This is a genomic window from Zestomonas ipomoeae (assembly GCF_057128665.1).
In genome coordinates this window covers 163689-186175 of the sequence record NZ_JBSKHQ010000002.1, presented here as the reverse complement: position 1 = coordinate 186175, position 22487 = coordinate 163689, and the positions used below count along the sequence as shown (strand labels likewise).

19 protein-coding genes and 1 tRNA gene are annotated in these 22487 nt (G+C 66.4%); 8 read left to right on the top strand and 12 right to left on the bottom strand.

Annotated elements, in window-relative coordinates; all coding sequences use genetic code 11:
* Window positions 1–3 precede the first annotated feature (3 nt).
* Complete coding sequence (gene arcD / locus ACWKV7_RS04450) at window positions 4–1431, bottom strand: arginine-ornithine antiporter (protein WP_483856437.1); 1428 nt, start codon at window positions 1429–1431, stop codon at window positions 4–6.
* Between the two features lie 153 nt (window positions 1432–1584).
* On the opposite strand from arcD, the gene ACWKV7_RS04445 reads away from it, so the two are divergent.
* A complete protein-coding gene (locus tag ACWKV7_RS04445) occupies window positions 1585–2349 on the top strand; it encodes a hypothetical protein (RefSeq protein WP_483856436.1) in 765 nt (254 codons plus the stop codon).
* A gap of 87 nt (window positions 2350–2436) precedes the next feature.
* Here the strand turns inward: ACWKV7_RS04445 and dctM are convergent, their stop codons facing one another.
* From dctM to ACWKV7_RS04420, 5 genes are all read right to left on the bottom strand, one after another.
* Complete coding sequence (dctM, locus tag ACWKV7_RS04440) at window positions 2437–3717, bottom strand: C4-dicarboxylate TRAP transporter large permease protein DctM (RefSeq protein ID WP_483856435.1); 1281 nt, start codon at window positions 3715–3717, stop codon at window positions 2437–2439.
* Window positions 3714–4343 carry a TRAP transporter small permease gene (locus tag ACWKV7_RS04435; protein WP_483856434.1) on the bottom strand — a complete coding sequence of 210 codons (630 nt, stop codon included), beginning with the start codon at window positions 4341–4343 and terminating at the stop codon, window positions 3714–3716. The genes dctM and ACWKV7_RS04435 overlap by 4 nt, the downstream gene beginning before the upstream one ends.
* 112 nt (window positions 4344–4455) lie before the next feature.
* A complete protein-coding gene (dctP, locus tag ACWKV7_RS04430; RefSeq protein ID WP_483856433.1) occupies window positions 4456–5445 on the bottom strand; it encodes a C4-dicarboxylate TRAP substrate-binding protein DctP in 990 nt (329 codons plus the stop codon).
* A gap of 267 nt (window positions 5446–5712) precedes the next feature.
* Window positions 5713–7095, bottom strand: coding sequence for a sigma-54-dependent transcriptional regulator (locus tag ACWKV7_RS04425; protein WP_483856432.1), 1383 nt, complete (start codon window positions 7093–7095; stop codon window positions 5713–5715).
* A complete protein-coding gene (locus ACWKV7_RS04420; RefSeq protein ID WP_483856431.1) occupies window positions 7092–8909 on the bottom strand; it encodes a sensor histidine kinase in 1818 nt (605 codons plus the stop codon). Before ACWKV7_RS04420 ends, ACWKV7_RS04425 begins: the two co-directional genes overlap by 4 nt.
* Window positions 8910–9065: 156 nt before the next feature.
* On the opposite strand from ACWKV7_RS04420, the gene ACWKV7_RS23720 reads away from it, so the two are divergent.
* Entirely contained in the window at window positions 9066–10691 is a 1626-nt protein-coding gene (locus tag ACWKV7_RS23720; RefSeq protein WP_487249193.1) for a methyl-accepting chemotaxis protein, read from the top strand.
* Window positions 10692–10698: 7 nt separating this feature from the next.
* On the opposite strand, the gene rfbD is transcribed toward ACWKV7_RS23720, so the two are convergent.
* The 4 genes from rfbD to rfbB are packed head-to-tail and all read right to left on the bottom strand — an operon-like array spanning window position 10699 to window position 14040.
* Window positions 10699–11568, bottom strand: coding sequence for a dTDP-4-dehydrorhamnose reductase (rfbD, locus tag ACWKV7_RS04405; protein ID WP_483856430.1), 870 nt, complete (start codon window positions 11566–11568; stop codon window positions 10699–10701).
* Window positions 11565–12110 (bottom strand): dTDP-4-dehydrorhamnose 3,5-epimerase, encoded by a 546-nt coding sequence (gene rfbC, locus ACWKV7_RS04400; protein ID WP_483856429.1) that lies wholly within the window; start codon window positions 12108–12110, stop codon window positions 11565–11567. The genes rfbD and rfbC overlap by 4 nt, the downstream gene beginning before the upstream one ends.
* Window positions 12107–12979, bottom strand: coding sequence for a glucose-1-phosphate thymidylyltransferase RfbA (gene rfbA, locus ACWKV7_RS04395; protein ID WP_483856428.1), 873 nt, complete (start codon window positions 12977–12979; stop codon window positions 12107–12109). Before rfbA ends, rfbC begins: the two co-directional genes overlap by 4 nt.
* Entirely contained in the window at window positions 12976–14040 is a 1065-nt protein-coding gene (gene rfbB, locus ACWKV7_RS04390; protein WP_483856427.1) for a dTDP-glucose 4,6-dehydratase, read from the bottom strand. The genes rfbA and rfbB overlap by 4 nt, the downstream gene beginning before the upstream one ends.
* Window positions 14041–14191: 151 nt before the next feature.
* On the opposite strand from rfbB, the gene ACWKV7_RS04385 reads away from it, so the two are divergent.
* The 6 genes from ACWKV7_RS04385 (at window position 14192) to ACWKV7_RS04360 (ending at window position 20941) form a co-directional block, all read left to right on the top strand.
* Window positions 14192–15298 (top strand): NAD(P)/FAD-dependent oxidoreductase, encoded by a 1107-nt coding sequence (locus tag ACWKV7_RS04385; protein WP_483856426.1) that lies wholly within the window; start codon window positions 14192–14194, stop codon window positions 15296–15298.
* A gap of 86 nt (window positions 15299–15384) precedes the next feature.
* A complete protein-coding gene (locus ACWKV7_RS04380) occupies window positions 15385–17613 on the top strand; it encodes an AsmA family protein (protein ID WP_483856425.1) in 2229 nt (742 codons plus the stop codon).
* The gene (gene mutY / locus ACWKV7_RS04375; RefSeq protein ID WP_483856424.1) at window positions 17610–18677 is read left to right on the top strand and encodes an A/G-specific adenine glycosylase; all 1068 of its coding nucleotides are present in this window, start codon (window positions 17610–17612) and stop codon (window positions 18675–18677) included. The genes ACWKV7_RS04380 and mutY overlap by 4 nt, the downstream gene beginning before the upstream one ends.
* Entirely contained in the window at window positions 18674–18946 is a 273-nt protein-coding gene (locus tag ACWKV7_RS04370) for an oxidative damage protection protein (RefSeq protein ID WP_483856423.1), read from the top strand. Before mutY ends, ACWKV7_RS04370 begins: the two co-directional genes overlap by 4 nt.
* 89 nt (window positions 18947–19035) lie before the next feature.
* Window positions 19036–19111 (top strand) — tRNA-Phe (locus tag ACWKV7_RS04365).
* A 105-nt stretch (window positions 19112–19216) separates the two neighbouring features.
* Window positions 19217–20941: a DUF6538 domain-containing protein gene (locus ACWKV7_RS04360; protein ID WP_483856422.1), complete on the top strand. Its 1725-nt coding sequence runs from the start codon at window positions 19217–19219 to the stop codon at window positions 20939–20941.
* 135 nt (window positions 20942–21076) lie between these two features.
* Here ACWKV7_RS04360 and ACWKV7_RS04355 read toward each other — a convergent pair whose 3' ends face one another.
* Together ACWKV7_RS04355 and ACWKV7_RS04350 are read right to left on the bottom strand one after the other, a co-directional pair.
* On the bottom strand, window positions 21077–21997 hold the full coding sequence (locus ACWKV7_RS04355; protein ID WP_483856421.1) for a hypothetical protein: 921 nt from the start codon (window positions 21995–21997) through the stop codon (window positions 21077–21079).
* Window positions 21998–22079: 82 nt separating this feature from the next.
* Window positions 22080–22325 carry a hypothetical protein gene (locus ACWKV7_RS04350; protein WP_483856420.1) on the bottom strand — a complete coding sequence of 82 codons (246 nt, stop codon included), beginning with the start codon at window positions 22323–22325 and terminating at the stop codon, window positions 22080–22082.
* Window positions 22326–22487 lie beyond the last annotated feature (162 nt).

Here is a 22487-nt window from a genome sequence, read left to right as displayed (position 1 = left end):
GGGCTAGAGGCTGAGGAAGCCGGCATAGAGGCCGTAGGCGGCGACGGCCGCACCGGCCAGCACGGCGACGAGGATGAGCTTTTCCACCGGGGTAAAGACCGGCTGGCCCTGCTCGCGCTTGGCCTTGGCGAAGAACAGTGCGCCCGGTGCGTAGAGCAGCGCCGACAGCAATACGTACTGAAGCCCGCCGGCATAGACCAGCCAGACGGCATAGAGCAGCGCCACCAGGCCGACCAGCAGGTCCTTGTTGCGTTGTCCGGGCTCGCCCTCGTAGGTTTCCCCGCGCAGCGCCAGCAGCACGGCGTAGGCAGCGGACCAGAAGTACGGCAACAGGATCATCGAGGTGGCCAGGTAGAGCAGCTTGAGGTAGGTGGCCTGGTTGAACAGGGTGATGACCAGGAACAGCTGGATCAGCCCGTTGGAGAGCCACAAGGCGTTGGCCGGCACATGCCTGGCGTTCTCCTGCTTGAGGAAGCGCGGCATGCTGTCGTCGCGGGCGGCGGCGTGGAGAATCTCGGCGCAGAGCAGCGTCCAGGCCAGCAGCGCCCCGCACAGCGACACCACCAGGCCGATGCTGATCAGCACGGCGCCCCAGGGCCCGACCACGTGCTCCAGCACGCCGGCCATCGAAGGGTTCTGCAAGCCGGCCAACTGCGCCTGGCTCATGATGCCCATCGACAACACATTGACCATCACCAGCAACAGCAGCACGCCAAGAAACCCGAGCAGGGTCGCCTTGCCCACATCGCTTCGGCGCTCGGCGCGAGCCGAGTAGATGCTGGCGCCTTCGATGCCGATGAACACCCAGACGGTCACCAGCATCATGCCGCGCACCTGATCCATCACGCTGCCCAGCTCCGCATTGCCGGCGCCCCAGAAATCGGCGGTGAACACGTCGAGTTCGAAGGCCACCGCACAGAGGGCAATGAAGACCAGCAGTGGCACCACCTTCGCTACGGTGGTCAGCTGGTTGATGAATGCCGCCTCGCGAATGCCGCGCAGCACCAGGAAATGCACGCCCCACAGCAGCAGCGAGGCACCGACGATGGCCGGCAAGGTGTTGCCCTCGCCGAACATCGGGAAGAAGTAGCCGAGGGTGCTGAACAGCAGCACGAAGTAGCTGACGTTGCCGATCCAGGCGCTGATCCAGTAGCCCCAGGCCGAGGAAAAGCCCATGTAGTCGCCGAACCCGGCCTTGGCGTAGGCGTAGACCCCGGCGTCCAGTTCGGGCTTGCGATTGGCCAGGCTCTGGAACACGAAGGCCAGGGTCAGCATGCCGATGGCAGTGATCGCCCAGCCGAGAAGGATCGCCCCGGCACTGGCGCTGGCCGCCATGTTCTGCGGAAGCGAGAAGATGCCGCCGCCGATCATCGAGCCCACGACCAGCGCGACCAGCGGAGCGAGGTGCAATCGGTTTTGCGAGGAGGTCATGATGTGTGCTCGGTATCTGAACGAGTGACTATTGATCCACGTCCGGCGCAGGGCCGGACTGATCCAGGTCAAGCCGAGGCGATCGGCCACCGGGCAGGGAACCCTTCGGCGGAGTGCGGCCACTCAGGGGCAAATTCATCAAGGAGACACCCCATGCCGGGCTCACCCATCGCCGCCACCTCTACTCACGCCACTTCTGCCGCGTCGGCAACGGCCGCCACCGCCGCCGTCTCGCGTGCAGCGGACAACAGCAGTGCCGCGGATGTGCAGGCCGCTTTCAACCAAGGTGGCTTGTTGCTTCGAACGGTGCAGGAGAAGCATGCACACAAGGAGCTGGCCAACTGCGGCGTGTCCCTCGACGACGCCCGCCAGATACACGCCGAGGGAGGGCACGGCGGGCTGCGCAAGTGGAGCCTGGTGCAGAAGGACCTGACACCGAACTATTACAAGATGGGCGATAGCGTGGGCGCATTCGGCCGTTTCATGGCCGTGCTGGCAATGCCGGAAAAGGTCGGCGCCCACGTCGTGGGTATCCATGAAAAGGATGCGTCCTCCGGCACCATTACCGCGGATATGCGGGCGAAGCATCCCGGCGATGCCAACCGGGAGCTGGATGGGCTATTGACGACATTGAAAGGCAATCAGGCCAGCAATCCGGATACGCCGCTGGAGAACAATGAAGTGCAGACGGTCGGCATCGAGCCGGCGGGCATTGCCGCCTTGCTGTTCCATCCGACCCCAGGCATGGGCAATCCTCAAAACTGGGTGGATGCCCAGCCCCGCATGCAGGCGATGATCAACAAAGCCGGGCCGGAGTTCGAAGGGCGGACTTTCCCCGTGTTCTCCTACTCCCAGGTCGGCGGAACGACCCAGTTGAATCACCTGGGTGACTTGACGGTGCAGCGCCCTGGGGATTGAACGCCTACGGCGCTGCGAAACGCAGGGCAAAAAAAGCCCGGCGCGAGGGCCGGGCAAAGATGACGCATGGAGAATGCTTGCGGCGGGTTACATGCCCAGCCAGTTCGGCAGGGCCATGGACACCGCCGGTACGTAGGTGACCACCATCAGGAAGCCGAGCAGGATCATCAGCCACGGCAGCGCCGCGCGGATGGTGGCGCTCAGCGGCATGCCGGTGACCGCCGAGGTGACGAACAGGTTGAGGCCCACCGGCGGGGTGATCAGGCCGATTTCCATGTTCACCACCATGATCACGCCCAGGTGGATGGGGTCGATGCCCAGCTCCATGGCGATGGGGAACAGGATCGGCGCGAGGATCAGGATGATCGCCGAGGGCTCCATGAAGTTGCCGGCGATCAGCAGCACGATGTTGACGATCAGCAGGAACATCCACGGCGACAGGCCGAGCCCGGTGACCCAGGCGGCGATGGTCTGCGGAATCTGCTCGGTGGTCAGCACATGGGCGAAGAGCATGGCGTTGGCGATGATGAACATCAGCATGATGGTCAGCTTGCCGGCTTCCAGTAGCACCTTGTGGCTCTCGCGGACCGTCATGTCCTTGTAGACGAACAGCGCGATGCAGGCCGCGTAGACCGCCGATACCGCAGCCGCTTCGGTGGGGGTGAACATGCCGGAGTAGATGCCGCCGAGGATGATCACCATCAGCAGCAGGCCCCACAGCGCCTTGCGCCCGCTGCTCAGCCATTCGCGCAGGGTGGCGCGCGGCATGGCTGGCAGGTTCTTCTTCCGCGCCACCACGTAGATCGCCACCATCAGCAGCAGGCCGAGCAACAGGCCCGGCACCACGCCGGCCATGAACAGCTTGCCCACCGAGGTTTCGGTGGCGGCGGCATACACCACCATGACGATCGACGGCGGAATCAGGATGCCCAGGGTGCCGGCGTTGCAGACGATGCCGGCGCCGAACGCCTGCGGATAGCCGGAGCGCACCATGCCGGCGATGGCGATGGAGCCGACCGCCGCGACGGTCGCCGGGCTGGAGCCGGACAGCGCAGCGAACAGCATGCAGGCCATCACCGCGCCGATCGCCAGGCCGCCACGGATGTGGCCGACGCAGGCATTGGCGAAGTCGATCAGCCGGCGCGCCACGCCGCCGGTGGTCATGAACGCACCGGCCAGCAGGAAGAACGGAATCGCCAGCAGGGTGTAGTGCTCGGAGGTCTCGAACAGCTTGATCGCCAGCGAGCGCACCGAGTCCGGGCTGAAGAACAGGATGGTCATGGCGCCGGACAGGCCGAGGGAAATGGCCACCGGCACGCCGATGAACATCAGCAGGAACAACAGGAAGAACAGAAACAGGATGGTCACGGCTTGTGCTCCTCGTGCTCGGTCAGCTTCATCACCTCGGCGGCCTCGTCGGCCAGGCCCAGGCCGGTCTGTTGGTCGCGCAGGATGCGAATGAAGATTTCCAGGAAGCGCAGGAACACCAGGAGGAAGCCAACGGGCACCACCAGGGCGATGTGCCCCTGCTGGATGCCGAATTTGTCAAGGTCCTCGGCGCCGATGCCGGCGTCGAGCAGGGTGCGTACCCAGTCGAAACTGGCGACGCTCATCAGCCCCGCGTAGCCCAGGCAGCACAGGCAGGCGAGCAGGCCGAGCCAGCGTTGCAGCGCGCGCGGTGCCAGCTTGACCAGCACGTCCACGCCGATGTGCCCGGCAGTGCGCACGCCATAGCCGATGCCGAGGAAGATCAGCCAGCCGAACAGCGCCTTGGTCAGCGCGCTGCTCCAGGTCATGGCCTGGGCCCAGCCGATGACGACATCACCGATGCGGAGGAAGAAGTCCTCGGCGAAGCCCAGATCGGCGAAGTAGTAGAACACCGAGTAGAGGTTGTTCAGCACTACGTAGGTAAAGGTCACGAGGGTCATGGTCGCGAGCAGGAAGCTGATGGCCACCTCCTCGAAATGCGCCCAGACGCGCTGCAAGGCATTCATTGGTTACATCTCCAGTGACGGAAGCGGGAGAGGGCGTGCCGAACGGCACACCCCGCGCAAGCGACCGGCAACGGCGCTGCACGCCGCCCGTTGCCGTGCGATGGCATCCGCCTTACTGGTTGGCGGCCTCGGCGGCCTTGATCAGGTCGGCACCGATCTCGCCTTCGAATTCCTTCCACACCGGCTTCATCGCGTCGCGCCAGGCGTTGCGCTGCTCGGCGGTGAGCTGCAGGATTTCGCTCTTGCCGGACTCGGCGATGCGCTGCTTGTCGCCCTGGTTGAGGGCTTCGGCCTGCTTGTTCACTTCGGTGGTCACCTCGGCAACGATCTTCTCCAGCTCGCTGCGCACGTCAGCCGGCAGGCCTTCCCAGAACTTGGTATTGGTGATCAGCATGTAGTCGAGCACGCCGTGGTTGGACTCGGTGATGTACTTCTGCACCTCGAAGAACTTCTGCGAGTAGATGTTCGACCAGGGGTTCTCGGCGCCGTTGACCACGCCGGTCTGCAGGCCCTGGTAGACCTCGGCGAAGCTCATCTTGCGCGGGTTGGCGCGCACCGCCTTGAACTGCTCTTCCAGCACGCGGGAAGCCTGCACGCGGAACTTCAGGCCGCGGGCATCCTTCGGCTCGCGCAGCGGCTTGTTGGCCGACAGCTGCTTCATGCCGTTGTGCCAGTAGCCGAGGCCGGTGATGTTCTTGTCTTCCATTGACTTGAGCAGCGCCTGGCCTTCAGGGCTGTTCTGGAAGCGGTCGACCGCCTGGATGTCGTTGAACAGGAACGGCAGGTCGAAAATCTGCAGCTTCTTGGTGTAGTGCTCGAACTTGGCCAGGGACGGCGCGATCAGTTGCACATCGCCGAGCAGCAGGGCTTCCATTTCCTTGCCGTCGCCGAACAGCGAGGAGTTCGGGTAGACCTCGACCTTCACCTTGCCGGGCAGGCGCTCTTCGGCGAGCTTCTTGAACATCAGCGCGCCCTGGCCTTTCGGGGTGCTGTCGGCGACCACGTGGGAGAACTTGATCACAATCGGCTCGGCGGCCTGGGCCAGCCCGGCGACGGCGAGGGACAGTGCGCAGGCGAGGGCCTTGGCGGTGTGCTTGAACATGCGGCTTTCCTCTTGTTCTTGGAGTTCGCAACAGTGAGTGTTGGCGGGCGGAGCAACGGCAAGTCTAGGCGACCCAGCGGCGGGCGCCGGGCTGTCGGGCAGGACGGCACCTGGGCTTGCGTTCGTCGGCACGCTGCAAGCGAGAGAGCAACCGCCGTGCCAGCACCTGGCTCGGGCGCTGGGAAGCGCTCAGGCGCGGGCTTGCGCTGCGGTTGTGCGGGGCGGGGAGAGGCGCATTTGTGAGGGAGTTGGCGGAAATCCGCCAGCTCAATCGAAATCTTCTGGCGAGGTTCCGCCAGCGAAGCTCAATCCGTGCTTGCGCAGTTTGTCGTGCAGGGTCTTGCGCGGAATGCCCAGAGCCTCGGCGAGGCTGCGCAGGGAGCCGTGGGGGCGGCTCAGCTCGGCGGCGATCAGCGCCCGTTCGAAGGCTTCCACCTGTTCGCCGAGGCTGCCGCCGGCTTCGGCCAGGCGCGGCGCGAGGTCGCTGGCGGTCTGTTCCAGGCCCAGCTCCAGGCCGAGGGCGAAGCGCTCGGCGGCGTTCTGCAGCTCGCGCACGTTGCCCGGCCAGGGGTGGGTCAGCAGCAGCGCGCGCTGGCCGGCCTGCAGCTCCCGGGGCGGCAGGCCGTGGCGATCACTGGCCGCCGCAGCGAAGTGCTGGAACAGCAGCAGGATGTCTTCGCCGCGCTCGCGCAGCGGCGGGATGCGCAGCGGCGCGACGTTGAGCCGGTAGTAGAGGTCGGCGCGAAAGCGGTTCTGGTCGGCGGCCTGGCGCAGGTCTTCCTTGGTCGCGGCGACGATGCGGATATCCAGCGGGATCAGCTGGTTGCCGCCGAGGCGTTCGACCACCCGCTCCTGTAGCAGGCGTAGCAGCTTGACCTGCACCTCCAGGCTCATGCTCTCGATCTCGTCGAGGAACAGGGTGCCGCCGTTGGCGAATTCGAACTTGCCGATGCGGCGCTTCTGCGCGCCGGTGAAGGCCCCGGGCTCGTGGCCGAACAGCTCGCTTTCCACCACCGACTCGGCCAGGGCGCCGGCGTTGATGGCGACGAAGGGGCCGTCGCGGCGCGCCGACAGCTCGTGCAGGGCGCGCGCCACCACCTCCTTGCCGGCCCCGGTTTCGCCCAGGATCAGCACGTCGGCGTTGGTCGCCGCCAGCGCGCCGATCTGCTCGCGCAAGCGCTGCATCGCTGCCGACTGGCCGACCAGGCGCGAGGACAGCTCGCGGCGATCGGCCAGGGCCAGGCGCAGGCTGCGGTTGTCCAGCACCAGGCGCCGCAGCTCCAGGGCGCGATGCACGCTGTCCAGCAGGTCCTCGCTGGCGAAGGGCTTTTCCAGGAAGTCGTAGGCCCCGGCACGCATCGCCTGCACCGCCAGCGGCACGTCGCCGTGGCCGGTGATCAGCAGCACCGGTAGTTGCGGGTCCCGTTCGTGCAACTGGGCCAGCAACTGCAGGCCGTCGACCCCCGGCATGCGGATGTCGCTGATCACCACCCCGGCCCAGTCGCGCGGCACGCGCGCGGCGATGCCCTGGGCATCGCCCAGGCTGGCGACCTTGAGGCCGGCCAGGTCGAGGGTCTGGCTCAGGGCCTGGCGCAGGTGCGCATCGTCGTCGATCAGCAGGACCTGGGTGCGGCTGTCGAAGTCGCTCATGGGCAGGCATCCTCGGGAGGTTGGAGATTGACGCCGGACGCGGCGGTGCGCAGGCGCAGGGTGATCAGGGCGCCGCCTTCGGCATGGTTGGCCAGCAGCAGCTCGCCGTCGAGGGCGCGCATCAGGGTATCGCAAATCGCCAGGCCCAGGCCCAGGCCCTGGGCGCTGGTCTTGGTGGTGAAGAACGGTTCGCGTGCGCGGGCCAGGGCATCGGCGCTGAATCCCGGCCCGTTGTCGCGCAGGTGCAGTTCGACCCAGTCCGGCGCGCCGGGCTCGATGCTCAGCCACAGGCGCCGGGGCGGCGCCTTCTCGGCCAGTGCGTCGAGGGCATTGGCCAGCAGGTTGCCGAGCACCTGGCGCAGCCGGGTTTCGCCGGCCTGCACCCACAGGGTGGCGTCCGGCAGGTCGCGAATCAGTTCCACATCCAGGGCCCGCCGGCGCTTGGCCAGCAGCGCCAGCGCGTCGTCCAGCGCCGGTTGCAGGGCGACGCTCTCCGGCGCATGACGATCGCGGCGGGCGAAGGCGCGCAGGTGGGCAATGATCGAGGCCATGCGCGCGGTGAGTTCGCCGATCAGCTTGAGATTGCCGCGGGCGTCGTCGAGGCGGCCGTGGTCGAGCAGCACGCCGGCGTTTTCGGCATAGCTGCGGATTGCGCCAAGCGGCTGGTTGAGTTCATGGCTGATGCTCGCGCTCATGGTGCCCAAGGCCGACAGCTTGCTGGCCTGGACCAGTTCGTCCTGGGCGCGCACCAGCTCCTGCTGGGCCTGCTCGCGCTCCAGCACCTCGCGCTTGAGCCGGCTGTTCAGCTCTTCCAGGTCGCGGGTGCGTTCCAGCACGCGGGTTTCCAGCTGGCGCCGGGCGCTGGCGTCGAGGGCGATGCGTTCCAGGTAGTGGCGGCGGCGCTGCATCAGCAGGCCGAGCAGCAACAGCAGCACCAGCAACGCGGCGCTGCCGATGGCCACTGCGGTGCGCACCTGGCGCTCGATCAGCGCGGTGGGGGCGAAGATGCTCACCGTCCAGCCGATTTCGTCGAGCGCCTGCTGCTGCACCAGCCAGGCCGGCTCGTCCAGCTGCAGGCCCTGCGGTTCGAGGGTCGGGTAGGGTTGGTTGGCAGCGATTTCCGCACGTTCGGCGGCGGTCAGCGGGCGGGTCGCGCGAAAGCGCCATTGCGGCCGCGAGGTGAGGATCACCACGCCGTGGTGATCGGTCACCAGCAGTTGCTCCGGGGTGTTGCCCCAGAGCGTCTCGGTGTAGTCCAGGTCAACCTTGACCACCAGCACGCCGAGCACCTGGCTGCCTTCGCGCACCGGCGCGGCGAAGTAGTAGCCGCGCTTGCCGGAGGTGGTGCCGAGGCCGAAGAAGCGTCCCTGGCCGCCGCCGATGGCTTCGCGGAAATAGGGGCGAAAGGCGAAGTTGCGGCCGACGAAGCTGTCGTCGAGGTCCCAGTTGGAGGCCGCCAGGGTCTTGCCGTCGTCGGCCATCAGGTAGATCACGTCGGCGCCGGTCTGCTCGCGCACGCGCTTGAGCAGGCGGTTGGCGCTGTCCAGGGCGGCGCGCCGGTCAGGCGTGGCCAGCGCCTCGCGCAGCGCCGGCAGGTCGCCAAGGATCTGCGGCAGCACCTCGTAGCGCTTCAGCGTGCCGCGCAGGTTGGCCACGTAGAGGTCGAGGGTCTGGCGATTCTGTTGCGCCAGTTCGCTGCTGTAGTAGCGCTCGGCGAGCCGCTGCAGCGGCACCAGCAGCGGCACCAGCAGCAGGGCCAGCAGCGCCAGGCTGCGCCAGCGGGGACGTTTGGGGGCGGGCCGGTGGTCGGGCATGGATGGGGCGGTCTCGTTGGTGGCATCGCCGGGCAAAGAGCAATTACTAGGCCATACTGCACCCTAGCCAGGCAGCGCACGGGCGAATGCCTGCTGACAGTCTTGCGCCGACACAGGGAGAGGCAAGCGCAATAACAAGCCTGTGGAGGGTTGCAGATGCTAGCTCAACTGACGGTTCGTGCGCGCCTGTTCGCACTGGCCCTTATCCCCTTGGCGGTCCTGCTGGTGGTGATTGCGCTGGCCCTGTCGAACGCCAGCCAGCTCAACCGGAAGTTCGAAGAGCTGTTCACCGACCGCATGCAGCCGATCAGCCAGCTCAAGGTGATTTCCGATGCCTACGCGGTGAGCATCGTCGACGCCTCGCACAAGTACCGCGCTGGCGTGTTCGACGAAAGGACCTTTCGCGAAGGCATTCACGATGCTCGCCAACGCATCGAGGAGCAGTGGCGTGCCTACAGCTCGACCAAGCTGACCGACGAGGAGGCCCGGCGAGTGGAACGGGCCAAGGCGTTGTTCGCCAAGGCCGACCGGCTGACCGATGACCTGCTCGGCGGCGTCGACAATGGCAGCCTGCGCGCAGAAGAGCCCAAGCCCTTCAACGAACGCCTGTATGGCGCCATCGACCCGCTGAGTGGCGAGTTGGAGGGCTTGATCAAGCTGCAACTGGACGAGGGCGTGAGGCTCAGCGAGCAGGCCAAGGAGCAATACCAGGATATCCGCAATGGCTTCATCGTTGCCGGCGCTTTGGCCCTGATCCTGGTGCTGGGTGCGGCGGTAGTGATCGGGCTGTCGATCATTCGTCCGTTGCGCGGGTTGGCTTCGGTGATCGGCGAGGTGCAGCGTTCTTCCGATCTCACGTTGCGCGCGCCGGCCGGCGGGCGCGACGAGCTGGCCAGCACCGCCCGGGCGTTCAACGGCATGCTCGAGCATCTGCAGGGGCTGATCCGGCATTTCCGCGACGCCACCACGCAGCTCGCCGCCTCCTCCGAAGAGATGAGCGCGATCAGCACCCAGGTCAGCGCGGCGGCGGCATCCCAGGGACAGCAGACCGAGATGGTCGCCACCGCCGTGCACCAGATGAGCGTGGCGGTCATGGAGGTGGCGCGCTCGGCGCAGCACACCTCCCAGGCTGCCGAGGCTGCGACCCGGGACGCGCACCAGGGCAGCAACCTGGTTCAGGCCAACATGCATTCGATCGAGCAGTTGTCCGACTCGATACGCCTCGGTGCCGAGGTGATCGACCGCCTGCACAACCAGAGCGACGAGATCGGCAAGGTGCTGACGGTGATCCAGAGCATCGCCGAGCAGACCAACCTGCTGGCGCTCAATGCCGCCATCGAAGCGGCGCGGGCCGGCGAGGCCGGGCGCGGCTTCGCCGTGGTGGCCGACGAGGTGCGCAGCCTGGCGAGCAATACCCAGCAGGCCACCGAGTCGATCCGCGGCATGATCGATGCGCTGCAAGGCGGCGCGCGACAGGCGGTCAGCGCGATGCAGCAGTCACGCGATCAGGCGCAGACCAGCGTGACCCATGCGCGGCAGTCGGGGGAGGTACTGGAGCTGATCGCCAATGCCGTTCAGGGCATCGCCGACGGCAACGTGCAGATTTCCACCGCCACCGAAGAGCAGACGGCGGTGGCCAGCGAGATCAGCCAGAACATCAGCGGGCTCAACGAGAGCATTCACGGGGTGGTCAACGGCGCCGAGCAAAGCTCGCTGGCCAGTCGCGACCTGGCGCAACTGGCCGCCAGCCTGCAGCAGCAGGTGCAGCGCTTCCGCGCCTAGCGCGGCTTCAGCGCGGGCTGCCCAGGCATTGCCGCAGGGCCTCGCGCCACTCCGGCAGCTGCACGGACCAGTGATCCCGCAGGTGCGAGCCGTCCAGCCGCGAGTTGAGCGGGCGACGCGCCGGGGTCGGGTAATCGCTGGTGGGGATCGGCAGCAGCCGGGCGCAGCGCCGGCCGTCTGCTCGCAACTGTTCGGCGATGGCTTCGGCGAAGCCGAACCAGGACGTCTCGCCCTGCGCCGTCAGGTGGTAGAGGCCCCAGGGGCCCGCCTGGCCATCGCGCCAGCGACGCACCAACTCGGCGGTGGCAGTAGCGATGCTACCGGCCCAGGTCGGCGCACCGATCTGATCGGCGACCACGCGCAGTTCCTCGCGCTCCTGCAGCAGCTTCTGCATGGTCAGCAGGAAGTTGCGCCCGTGCAGCGAGTAGACCCAGCTGGTGCGCAGGATCAGGTGGGCGCCGCCGACCGCCTGGATCGCCCGTTCGCCCTCCCGCTTGCTCTGGCCGTAGACGCCCAGCGGGTGCGGTGTATCGCTCTCGACATAGGCGCCGGCCTTGCTGCCGTCGAACACGTAGTCGGTGGAGTAGTGGATCAGCGGCACGCCGAGGCCGGCGGCTTCTTCCGCCAGCACGCCGGGGGCCGTGGCGTTAAGCGCGAAGGCGGCCTCCGGCTCGCTCTCGGCCTGGTCCACCGCAGTATGGGCGGCGGCATTGACGATCAGGTCCGGGCGCCGTTCGCGCACCTGGCGGCGGATCTGGCCGCTGTCGCCCAGGTCCAGCTCGGCGCGGCCAAGGGCAATCACTTCGCCGAGTCCGGCCAGGCTCAGTTGCAGCTCGCGGGCGACCTGGCCGTGACGGCCGGTGACGAGAATCCTCATGGGAACAGCTCGGCGTCGTTCAGGGCCAGGCCGCCCTGGTCCTTGGCCGACAGCAGCGGTGCGCCGGCCAGGGGCCAGTCGATGGCCAGTGTCGGGTCGTCCCAGCGAATGCAGCGCTCGTGCTCGGGGGCGTAGTAGTCGGTGGTCTTGTAGAGGAACTCGGCGGATTCGCTGAGCACCAGGAAGCCGTGGGCAAAGCCTTCCGGCACCCACAGTTGCCGTTTGTTTTCCGCGGAAAGGTGCACACCGACCCAGCGACCGAAGGTGGGCGAGCTACGGCGCACGTCCACCGCCACGTCGAACACCTCGCCGGCAGTGACCCGCACCAGCTTGCCCTGGGCCTGTTGCACCTGGTAATGCAGGCCGCGCAGCACGCCGCGCTGGGAGCGCGAATGGTTGTCCTGGACGAACTGGCGCTGCACGCCGGTGGCTTCGGCGAAGGCGCGGGCATTGAAGCTCTCGAAGAAGAAGCCGCGCTCGTCGCCGAACACTCTGGGTTCGAGGATCAGCACCTCGGGCAGTGCGGTGGCGATTGCTTTCATGCGGTTTCCCCCGCCAGCTGGAACAGGTACTGGCCATAGCCGGTCTTGCCGAACGCCTTGGCCTGGCTGAGCAGTTGCTCGCGATCGATCCAGCCCTGCTGGAAGGCAATTTCCTCCAGGCAGGCGACCTTCAGGCCCTGGCGATGCTCGATGGTCTGCACGTACTGCGAGGCTTCCAGCAGGCTGTCGTGGGTGCCGGTGTCGAGCCAGGCGAAGCCGCGGCCGAAACGCTCGACGCGCAGGTCGCCACGCGCCAGGTAGGCGTTGTTGACGTCGGTGATCTCCAGCTCGCCACGGGCCGAGGGCTTGACTGCCTTGGCGATCTCGACCACGTCGTTGTCGTAGAAGTACAGGCCGGTCACCGCGAAGCTGGATTTCGGCTGTTGGGGCTTCTCCTCGATGGAGATGGCCCGGCCGTCGCTGTCGAACTCCACCACGCCGAAGCGCTCCGGGTCCTTCACCCAGTAGCCGAACACCGTGGCGCCCTGGGGCTGGCTGGCGGCGCGCAGCAGCTTCTCGGTGAAGTGCTGGCCGTGGAAGATGTTGTCGCCGAGGATCAGGCACACCGGGTCGTCGCCGATGAACTGCTCGCCGATCAGGAACGCCTGGGCCAGGCCATCCGGCGACGGCTGCTCGGCATAGCTGAAGCGCACGCCGAACTGGCTGCCGTCGCCGAGCATCTTCTCGAAATGGGGCAGGTCGTAGGGCGTGGAGATGACCAGGATGTCGCGAATGCCGGCGAGCATCAGTACCGACAGCGGGTAGTAGATCATCGGCTTGTCGTAGATCGGCAGCAGCTGCTTGGAGGTTCCCAGGGTGATGGGGTGCAGCCGGGTGCCGGAACCGCCGGCGAGGATTATCCCTTTCATGCATTCACTCCGAGGCGTTGCCCTTGATAGCTGCCATCCTGCACGTGGCGGCACCAGTCGCGGTTGTCGAGATACCACTGCACGGTCTTGCGCAGGCCGGTGTCGAAGGTTTCCCGCGGCACCCAGCCCAGTTCGCGTTCGATCTTGCTGGCGTCGATGGCGTAGCGAACGTCATGGCCGGGGCGATCCTTCACGAAGCTGATCAGGTCTTCGTAGCGGGCCACGCCGGCCGGCTTGTTCGGTGCCAGTTCTTCCAGCAGGGAACAGATGGCGCGCACCACCTCGATATTCTTCTGTTCGTTGTGCCCGCCGATGTTGTAGGTCTCGCCGACCTGGCCCTGGCTCACCACCTTGAGCAGCGCGCGAGCATGGTCCTCGACGAACAGCCAGTCGCGCACCTGCTGGCCATCGCCGTAGACCGGCAGCGGCTTGCCCGCCAGGGCGTTGAGGATCATCAGCGGAATCAGCTTCTCGGGAAAATGGTAGGGCCCGTAGTTGTTCGAGCAGTTGCTGACCAGGGTCGGTAGCCCGTAGGTGCGCTGCCAGGCGCGTACCAAGTGGTCGGACGCCGCCTTGCTGGCCGAATAGGGCGAGCTGGGCGCGTAGGGCGTGGTCTCGGTGAACAGGTCGTCGACCCCGTGCAGGTCGCCGTAGACCTCGTCGGTGGAAATGTGGTGGAAGCGGAACGCCTGCTGGCGGGCGCCCACCAGCCCCAGCCAGTAGGCGCGCACGGCCTCAAGCAAGGCGTAGGTGCCGACGATGTTGGTCTGGATGAAGGCGGCCGGGCCATCGATGGAGCGGTCGACATGGGATTCGGCGGCCAGGTGCATCACCGCATCAGGCTGGAAGCTGGCCAGCGCCTCGGCCACCTTCGGCTGGTCGGCGATGTCCGCCTGCACGAAGCGATAGCGCGGGCTGGCCGCGACGTCGGCCAGGGATTCCAGGTTGCCGGCATAGGTCAGCTTGTCCAGATTGAGCACCTCGTGCTCGGTGTCTCGCAGCAGGTGGCGGATCAGCGCGGAGCCAATAAAACCGGCCCCGCCGGTCACCAGAATGCGCATGGATGTGTTCCTTCGAATGGCTCGTCGCGAGCGGCAGGCGCATAGCTTGTCGGCAGGGGCTGCCGTACGCAAGTTGGCAGGCCCTAAAAAACGGCAGCTCGTCGGGCGTTTGCTATGCTCGCCGCCTCCAACAGCCGCCGTTTCGCTCCCCATGGATTGCATCGATACCCTGATCATCGGCGCCGGGGCCCTCGGCCTGGCCTGCGCCGCGCGCCTCGCCGATGGCCGGCGCAGCCTGCTGGTCGTAGAGGCCGAGCGGCAGATCGGCAGCCACACGTCCAGCCGCAACTCCGAGGTGATCCACGCCGGCCTCTACTATCCGCCCGGTTCGCTGAAGGCTGAACTGTGCCTGGAGGGGCGCGCGCGGCTCTACGCCTGGTGCGCCCGCCATGGCGTCGGCCATCGTCGCCTCGGCAAGGTCCTGGTGGCGGTGACGGAGGGCGAGCGCGGCAAACTGGAGGCCCTGGCAGCCAATGCGACGGCCAGCGGCGTGCATGACCTGCAGGCGCTTGACCGGCACCGGCTACACGCATTGGAGCCGGCGGTGCGCGGCGTGGCGGGGCTGTTGTCGCCGAGCACCGGCATTCTCGACAGCCACGCCTACCTTCAATCGCTGCTGGCGGCGGCCGAGCGGGGCGGCGCGCAGTTGGTGCTGGATACCCGCGTCGAGCGCCTGCTGCGCAATGGCGGCGGCTGGGTGGTACAGGGCACCAGCAGTGGCGAGCCTTTCCAACTGCGGGCCGAGCGCCTGGTAAATGCCGGCGGGCTGTTCGCCCGGCAACTGGCGCTGTGCACCGAGGGGCTGGCGCCACGGCACGTTCCGCCCTTGCACCTGTGCCAGGGGCGCTATTTCGGCTATGCCGGCCGTTCCCCCTTCAGCCACCTGATCTATCCGATGCCGGAAGCCAATACCGCCGGCCTGGGTATCCACGCCACCCTGGACCTGGGCGGGCAACTGCGCTTCGGGCCCGATGTGAACTATGTGAGCGCGCTCGACTACCGCGTCGACGAGAGTCTGCGCGTCTCGTTCGCCACCGCCATCGCCCGCTACTTTCCCGCCCTCGACCCGAGTCGCCTGGTCCCCGGCTACAGCGGCATACGCCCGAAGCTGGCCGGCGCCGGGGAACCGGCCGCCGACTTCCTCATCCAAACCGCAGCCATCCACGGCCTGCCGGGATTGGTCAACCTGTTCGGCATCGAGTCGCCGGGCCTGACGGCCAGCCTGGCCATCGCCGAGCGCGTGGCGCAGGCGCTCTGACGGGCACCGGTTTGCCAATCTCCCGCCAAGCGGGCGTTATACTCGTCGCCTTTATCCGCACCACTTACTAGCACAAGGACTCGTCCATGAAAGCGCTCGGCAAACTCCTGGGTCTCCTGCTCCTCGGACTGTTGCTGATCATCGTAGCCCTGGGCTTCGCTCTGACTCACCTGTTCGACCCCAACGACTACAAGGACGAGATCCGCCAGCTCGCCCGCGACAAGGCCAACCTGGAGTTGAGCCTGAACGGCGACATCGGCTGGAGCCTGTTTCCCTGGCTCGGCCTGGAACTGCACGACGCCACCCTGGCCAGCGTCGCCACGCCGGACAACCCGTTCGCCGACCTGCGCATGCTGGGGCTGTCGGTGCGGGTGATGCCGCTGCTGCGCAAGGAAGTGCAGATGAGCGATATCCGCGTCGAAGGCCTCAACCTGATGCTCAGCCGCGACGCCAAGGGCCGCGGCAACTGGGAGGGCGTGGGCCGACCGGACACGCCGGTGGCCGCCGACGCGCACTCGACCGCTCCCGCCGGGCCGGCTGCCGGCCAGCCAGCGACGCCGACGCAGCGCACCGGCCGGCCGCTGAAGCTGGACATCGACAGCCTGGCGGTGAACAACGCCCGCATCGAATACCACGATGCCAAAAGCGGCCAGCAGTTCACTGCCGAGAGCATCCAGCTGAGCACCGGGGCGATCCGCGAGGGCGCCAGCATCCCGCTCAAGCTCAGTGCCTTCTTCGGCACCAATCGGCCGCTGCTGCGGGCCCGTACCGAGTTGGAAGGGCGCCTGCGTTTCGACCTGGCGCTCAAGCGCTATCAACTGGAGGATGCCAAGCTGTCGGGCGAGGCGTCCGGCGAGCCGTTGCAGGGCAAGACCCTGACCTTCGCCGCCCAGGGCCAGCTGCTGGCCGACCTGGTGGCCCAGGTGGCCGAGTGGAACAGCCTCAAGCTGTCCGCCAACCAGCTGCGCGCCATTGGCGACATCAAGGTCCGCGACCTGGACAAGGCGCCGAAACTGGGCGGCGGTATCTCGATTGCCCAGCTCGATCTGCGCGAGTTTCTCGCCGGACTCGGCCAGGAGCTGCCGCCGATGGCCGCCCCGGATGCCCTGGGCAAGGTCGAGTTGGCCGGGCGTCTGACCGGCTCCGACAAGAGCCTCGGCCTGGACGAACTGACCCTGAAGCTGGACGACAGCACCTTCACCGGCAGCGTCGCCATCGCCGACTTCGCCAGCAGCGCCCTGCGCGTGCAGCTCAAGGGTGACCGCCTGGACCTCGATCGCTACCTGGCGCCGCCGAGCAAGCAGGCCGAAGGCGCCAGCGCCGCTCGCCGCAGCGAGGTGCGCGAGGCGGTGGCCAATGCCGGTGCCAGTGGCTCCACCGAGCTGCCCAGCGCACCGACCCAGCAGGCCTGGAGCGAAGCACCCATGCTGCCGGTCGACCAACTGCGCAAGCTCGACCTGGACGCCGTCCTCAGCATCGGCCAGCTCACCGTCGACAAGCTGCCGCTGGCCAACGCCAGCCTGAAGGCGAAGGGCAAGAACGGCGTGCTCACCGTGCAGGACGTGCGTGGCGAACTCTACGGTGGGCGCATCGAAGCCAGCGGCCGCCTCGACGTACGCCCGGCGGTGCCGCTGCTCAGCGTGCAGAAGCGGGTCAGCCGCCTGCCGGTGGATAAATTCCTCCAGGCCCAGGGCGAGCAGCCCCCGCTCAAGGGCCTGCTCGACTTCACCGCCGAGCTGTCGACCAGCGGCAACAGCCAGAAGGCCTGGATCGACGGCCTCAACGGCAACGCCAGCTTCGTGCTCAACGACGGTGTGCTGGTCGATGCCAACCTCGAACAGCAGCTCTGCCAGGCCATAGCCACCCTCAATCGCAAGAACCTCGGCAGCGAGCCGCGCGGCAGCGACACACCGTTTCAGGAACTCAAGGGCACGCTGATCCTACGCAATGGCGTGGCCAACAACCCGGACCTGCGTGCCCGCGTCCCCGGCCTGCTGGTCAAGGGCGACGGCGACGTCGACCTGCGCGTGCTGGGCATGGACTATCGCGTCGGCATCCTCATCGAAGGAGACCAGCGCGACATGCCCGACCCCGCCTGCGAGGTCAACGAGCGCTATGTCGGCATCGAATGGCCGCTGCGCTGCCGCGGGCCGCTGGAACTGGGCGCCAAGGCCTGTCGTCTGGACAAGGAGCGCATGGGCAAGGTCGCCGCGCGCCTGGCGGGTGAAAAGCTCAGCGAGAAACTGGAGGAGAAGCTCGGCGACAAGGTCAGCCCGGAGCTCAAAGACGCGCTGAAGGGGCTGTTCAACCGATGACTCCCGAGCAGTTCGGCACGGCGGTCCTCGACTGGTACGACCGCCACGGCCGCAAGGACCTGCCCTGGCAGCAGGCGATCAATCCGTACCGTGTATGGGTTTCGGAAATCATGCTGCAGCAGACCCAGGTCGCCACCGTGCTCGACTATTTCGAGCGCTTCATGGCGGCGTTGCCGACGGTGCAGGCCCTGGCCGCGGCCAGCGAGGACGAGGTGCTGCATCTCTGGACCGGGCTCGGCTACTACAGCCGCGCCCGCAACCTGCACAAGACTGCGAAGATCGTCGTCGCCGAACATGGCGGCGACTTTCCTCGCGATGCCGAGCGGCTGGCCGAGCTGCCCGGCATTGGCCGCTCCACAGCCGGCGCCATTGCCAGCCTGTCCATGGGGCTGCGCGCGCCGATCCTCGACGGCAACGTCAAGCGCGTGCTGGCCCGCTACCTGGCCGCCGAGGGCTACCCCGGCGAACCCAAGGTGGCGCGGCAATTATGGGAGGCCGCCGAGCGCTTCACCCCGCAGCAGCGCGTCAACCATTACACCCAGGCAATGATGGACCTCGGCGCCACCCTCTGTACCCGCAGCAAGCCCAGTTGCCTGTTGTGCCCATTGCAGAGCGGCTGTCGAGCCCAGCTATTGGGCCTGCAGAGCCGCTACCCGCAGTCCAGGCCACGCAAGGAGCTGCCGCAGAAACGCACCCTGATGCCGATCCTGGCCAGCCGCGACGGCGCTATCCTGCTTTACCGGCGACCATCGACCGGTCTCTGGGGTGGCCTCTGGAGCCTGCCGGAGCTGGACGACCTGGATGCCCTCGATCCGCTGGCCAGCCGGCATGCGCTGAACCTGGGCGAGCGCCGCGTGCTGCCTGGGCTGACCCACACCTTCAGCCATTTCCAACTGGCCATCGAACCCTGGCTGATCCGCGTCGACAGCGCCGCGCCCGTCGTGGCCGATGCCGACTGGCTCTGGTATAACCTCGCCACCCCGCCGCGCCTGGGGCTCGCTGCCCCGGTGAAGAAATTGCTCAAGCGCGCGGCCGATGAATTGAATGCAGGAGAACTGCCATGACCCGCACCGTGCATTGCCGCAAATACAAAGAAGACCTGCCCGCCCTCGACCGTCCGCCGTATCCCGGCGCCAAGGGCGAGGACATCTACAACAACGTCTCGAAGAAGGCCTGGGACGAGTGGCAGAAGCACCAGACCATGCTGATCAACGAGCGCCGCTTGAACATGATGAACGCCGAGGACCGCAAGTTCCTCCAGCAGGAGATGGACAAGTTCCTTTCCGGCGAGGAATACGCCCAGGCGGAAGGCTACGTACCCCCGAGCGAATGAGGCGAGACGCGTAAACGCCCGTCATTGCTAAAAAATTTCTTCGCCCGGCTTGACACTGCCAAGCCAAATCCGTTTAATGGCGCCCCGTTGCCCAGGTAGCTCAGTCGGTAGAGCAGGGGATTGAAAATCCCCGTGTCGGCGGTTCGATTCCGTCCCTGGGCACCAAGACACGTAAGCCCCTGATTCCTCAAGGTTTCAGGGGTTTTGTCTTTCTGGAGGAGCTGTAGCCCGCCCCACTTGAGTACACACGGCGGGTACACGATGGCGTTTATGGCCCAACCCTGGAAAGACCCAAGAAGCGGCATTTACTACATTCGCCGCCGCGTCCCAAAGGATGCGAAGCCCCACCTACCCCACTTCGGCGAGTTCTACAAACGTAGCCTAGAGACGACCTGCCCCCAGGACGCCAAAGTCCGCTTCGCCGCCGAGTGGGTGAAGTCGCAGGAGCTGTTCGACCTCGCTCGCCTTCAGTCCAGCGGCACCTATCAGCCCACAGCCCGCGACGCTGTTCAACTTGCCGCCCGCTGGGCGAAGCGCGAGCTGGAGGAAATGGATCAGTCCGGCGACTTCGCCCGTTGGCTGGTTGATATTGGCGACGGCCCAACGACCCTCGGCTACCTCTATGGTGACGGCGCAGCCAGGGACTTGATTGCGTCGGATGACGCCGGGCGGGCATGGACTGCAAACGTGACCCCTCACATCCATGACGAACTAAGCCGCAGCGGTCTTTTGCCCCCTCAGGAGGACAGCGACTTCTACCGCCACCTCCTCGTCGCATTCGTGGCACGGATGCAGGAGCTGTCAGGTATCGCCTACAAGCGCTTCTGCGACGACCACGCCACAGACCTGCACCTCCCCAAGGAGGCACCGCTTAGCGTCGATCTAGCACGCCGCCCAGCCCCGGAAAACCTACTTTCCAAGGTATTCGCCGATTGGTGCAAATGGACACGCGATGCAGACGGTGAAGGACGCGATGTACTGAAGCGTATCTCGGAGTACGGGCCCACCATCCAGCGTTTTATCGAACTGCAGGGCGACCTCCCTGTAACAAGCATCCGGCGTGTCACGATCCAGGAGTTCCAAAGCCAGCTCCGCCGGATGCCCAGCAAGGGAGCCGGGATACGGTCACTCACCGCCAAGGAACAGATCGCCAAGGCCGATGCCGATGACCTTCCACGGCTCAGCACAGCCAGGGTGAAGAATCGGCTGATGCACCTGTCTTCCGTCCTTTCCTATGCCGCCCGGATGGAGCTGATGACCGAGAACCCCGTTACCGCCAGCGGCATCACCAAGCAATTGGCCAAATCGGCGAACAAAGCCGGGCATAGGTCGAAACGCCTACATTACGAACAGGGGGAGCTGATCCAGATATTCTCCAGCCCGATCTACACCAGCGGCTGGCGCTCCCCCCGCGCAGCCTTCGGGGACGCATGGTTCTGGATACCCCTCCTACTCTGCTACACAGGGGCACGTCGGGAAGAAATCGCACAGCTTCAGGTAGGCGAGGTTCGCGAAAGCGTCGAGGGCGTATGGCATTTGAGCCTGCTGGCTACACCGGATGATGATGGCGAGGACTTAGACCGCACGGTCAAGACCCTTGGCAGTCACCGCGTCGTGGCGCTCCATCCGGACATGATAGAGCTGGGTCTCCTGGATTACGTCCGTTCACTCCCTGTGAAAGGTCCGTTGTTTCCAGGCCTCACGGCCAACCCCGGAGGCTGGTTCGGCCACAACTTCGGGAAGCGCTGGTCGGACTACCTGAAGAAAGTCGCTGGCCTGCACACGCCGGTGGCCCCCTCGCGCGGCTTCCGCCACTCCTTCAAGACCATGTGTAGAGAAGCGGGCGTCCCCGAGGAGATTCACGACGCCATCACGGGGCACGACGACGGACGGGTTAGCCGTAAGTATGGCGACCGTCAGCTACTTTCCGTGCAGGCCGAACAGCTAAAGCGGCTCCCAAGCATCGCCCGCATGGCCGGACTGCTGCCCACCTGAAAGCCCCAGGGGGACGGACACGCGAACGTCCATCAGCCCCCCTTGGGCGCGTGATAGGTTTGAAGGGGCAGCTCCAGGAACGACGGGGCCTGCAGCCATTCGAGGGCTCTGAGGGCCCCTCATGTGGGGCTCCCGTTAGAAGTCGCCAGGCGCCCTGGAGGTGCCTTCCGCGTGCATGCGGGCAACCTCCACGCCCAACTGGCTGTGGTCAACGTCGCCGCCCACGGCTTCATCGTCGTCCGTCGTCACTGGTTGATGAACCTTCGGCTTGTACTTCGCCTCCAGATACGCAGCTCCGTCCGGGCGCCCTGCTTCACGCCCAAGCTCCTCCAGGGCCGTGACTATGACCTTGGGGTCGTATCGCCCATCCTCACCGAACAACGCCTGTATGACGGCCATTTTGACGGCATGCTTCAGGGCTGCCGGGCTGGTTCGTTTCCCGCCGTCCTGGCGCTGCTTCTGGAACATCCTCCAGGAGATGATGGAAAGGCGTCGCCATGTCGTCTTCCGCTGCCAGTAGGCCTGGAGTTGCTGCTCCGCCTTGTCCCTTGGCGCGTCACGGTCGATCTTGCCGGCGTTGATGCCCTCCTGGCGGACTGCGTCGCGGAAGCGCTTGATGGAGTTCTCGGAGACGCCCAGCAGGACGGAAGCTTCCTTGACCGGCATCTTGCGGTAGGTGTCGCGCTCCTGGTTGAAGGCGCACCAGGCGTTCTCGACTCGCTCCAGTGGTGATAGAGCCTGGACGATCTGCTGGTTGGCCAGCCGGGAGGCATCGAGAGCATCCGCGAAGCCGAGCCCAGGCAGGACTTCGACCAACGCCTCCGCTACTCCCGCCTTCCCCAGCGCTTCCAGGCGGTGGTGTCCGTCCACCAGCCAGAAACGGGCGGGGACGTGGTGCGGCCTGTCGGCCCCTGGAGCAAGCTCGTAGACACCGCCTTCCTCAGCCGCCACGACCTGCAGGGGGACTTGCTGGCCGTCGGCCTTGATGCTGCGCCGGAGCTGATTGACGTGGTCCTTGTAGCGCTTGGCGTCGCTGTGCTCCTTGTACTTCTGCATACCGACATTGCGGTTCTGCAACTGCGGGTCGGTCTGGATTGAGTCCAGGGGAATAGATTGAAGTCGTCCCGTCATAGCTACCTCACCGCGTCCGAACGATAGGGCCCAGGGCGAGCCAGCGCGGCTCCTCCCGGTCGCTACGAGCCAAGTCCAGGAGGTCGTCATCCTCCCAGGAAAAGCCCGCTGTAAGGGCCAGCTCCATGGCTTCAGCCAGGCGTGTGTCGCGGCACTTCTTCTTGCCCAAGGCGCAGGCCAGGGTGGTCAGGCGGTCGATGTGGTCAGGGCGCAGGTGCAGGTTCAACCGCACCAGCTTGGTGGTGGTGTTCATTGGATCGAAGTCCTTGGTGATAGAGCGAACGCCAGCGCCCCGCCTGGAGGGCTCCGGGCAGGGTGTCGTGGTCGTCGCTGGATGGATTGAGTCGGGCTTGAGGCGCACCCCGCTGGAGCAGGTTGCGTCGTCTTCGCCTAGGGGTGGCCGCAATTTTCCCTG

Excerpts from the sequence above, each read along its gene's own strand:
- arcD (WP_483856437.1), bottom strand. The coding sequence starts at position 1,431 with ATGACCTCCTCGCAAAACCGATTGCACCTCGCTCCGCTGGTCGCGCTG.
- ACWKV7_RS04445 (WP_483856436.1), top strand. The coding sequence starts at position 1,585 with ATGCCGGGCTCACCCATCGCCGCCACCTCTACTCACGCCACTTCTGCC.
- ACWKV7_RS04435 (WP_483856434.1), bottom strand. The coding sequence starts at position 4,343 with ATGAATGCCTTGCAGCGCGTCTGGGCGCATTTCGAGGAGGTGGCCATC.
- dctP (WP_483856433.1), bottom strand. The coding sequence starts at position 5,445 with ATGTTCAAGCACACCGCCAAGGCCCTCGCCTGCGCACTGTCCCTCGCC.
- ACWKV7_RS04425 (WP_483856432.1), bottom strand. The coding sequence starts at position 7,095 with ATGAGCGACTTCGACAGCCGCACCCAGGTCCTGCTGATCGACGACGAT.
- ACWKV7_RS04420 (WP_483856431.1), bottom strand. The coding sequence starts at position 8,909 with ATGCCCGACCACCGGCCCGCCCCCAAACGTCCCCGCTGGCGCAGCCTG.
- ACWKV7_RS23720 (WP_487249193.1), top strand. The coding sequence starts at position 9,066 with ATGCTAGCTCAACTGACGGTTCGTGCGCGCCTGTTCGCACTGGCCCTT.
- rfbD (WP_483856430.1), bottom strand. The coding sequence starts at position 11,568 with ATGAGGATTCTCGTCACCGGCCGTCACGGCCAGGTCGCCCGCGAGCTG.
- rfbC (WP_483856429.1), bottom strand. The coding sequence starts at position 12,110 with ATGAAAGCAATCGCCACCGCACTGCCCGAGGTGCTGATCCTCGAACCC.
- rfbA (WP_483856428.1), bottom strand. The coding sequence starts at position 12,979 with ATGAAAGGGATAATCCTCGCCGGCGGTTCCGGCACCCGGCTGCACCCC.
- rfbB (WP_483856427.1), bottom strand. The coding sequence starts at position 14,040 with ATGCGCATTCTGGTGACCGGCGGGGCCGGTTTTATTGGCTCCGCGCTG.
- ACWKV7_RS04385 (WP_483856426.1), top strand. The coding sequence starts at position 14,192 with ATGGATTGCATCGATACCCTGATCATCGGCGCCGGGGCCCTCGGCCTG.
- ACWKV7_RS04380 (WP_483856425.1), top strand. The coding sequence starts at position 15,385 with ATGAAAGCGCTCGGCAAACTCCTGGGTCTCCTGCTCCTCGGACTGTTG.
- mutY (WP_483856424.1), top strand. The coding sequence starts at position 17,610 with ATGACTCCCGAGCAGTTCGGCACGGCGGTCCTCGACTGGTACGACCGC.
- ACWKV7_RS04370 (WP_483856423.1), top strand. The coding sequence starts at position 18,674 with ATGACCCGCACCGTGCATTGCCGCAAATACAAAGAAGACCTGCCCGCC.
- ACWKV7_RS04360 (WP_483856422.1), top strand. The coding sequence starts at position 19,217 with ATGGCCCAACCCTGGAAAGACCCAAGAAGCGGCATTTACTACATTCGC.
- ACWKV7_RS04355 (WP_483856421.1), bottom strand. The coding sequence starts at position 21,997 with ATGCAGAAGTACAAGGAGCACAGCGACGCCAAGCGCTACAAGGACCAC.
- ACWKV7_RS04350 (WP_483856420.1), bottom strand. The coding sequence starts at position 22,325 with ATGAACACCACCACCAAGCTGGTGCGGTTGAACCTGCACCTGCGCCCT.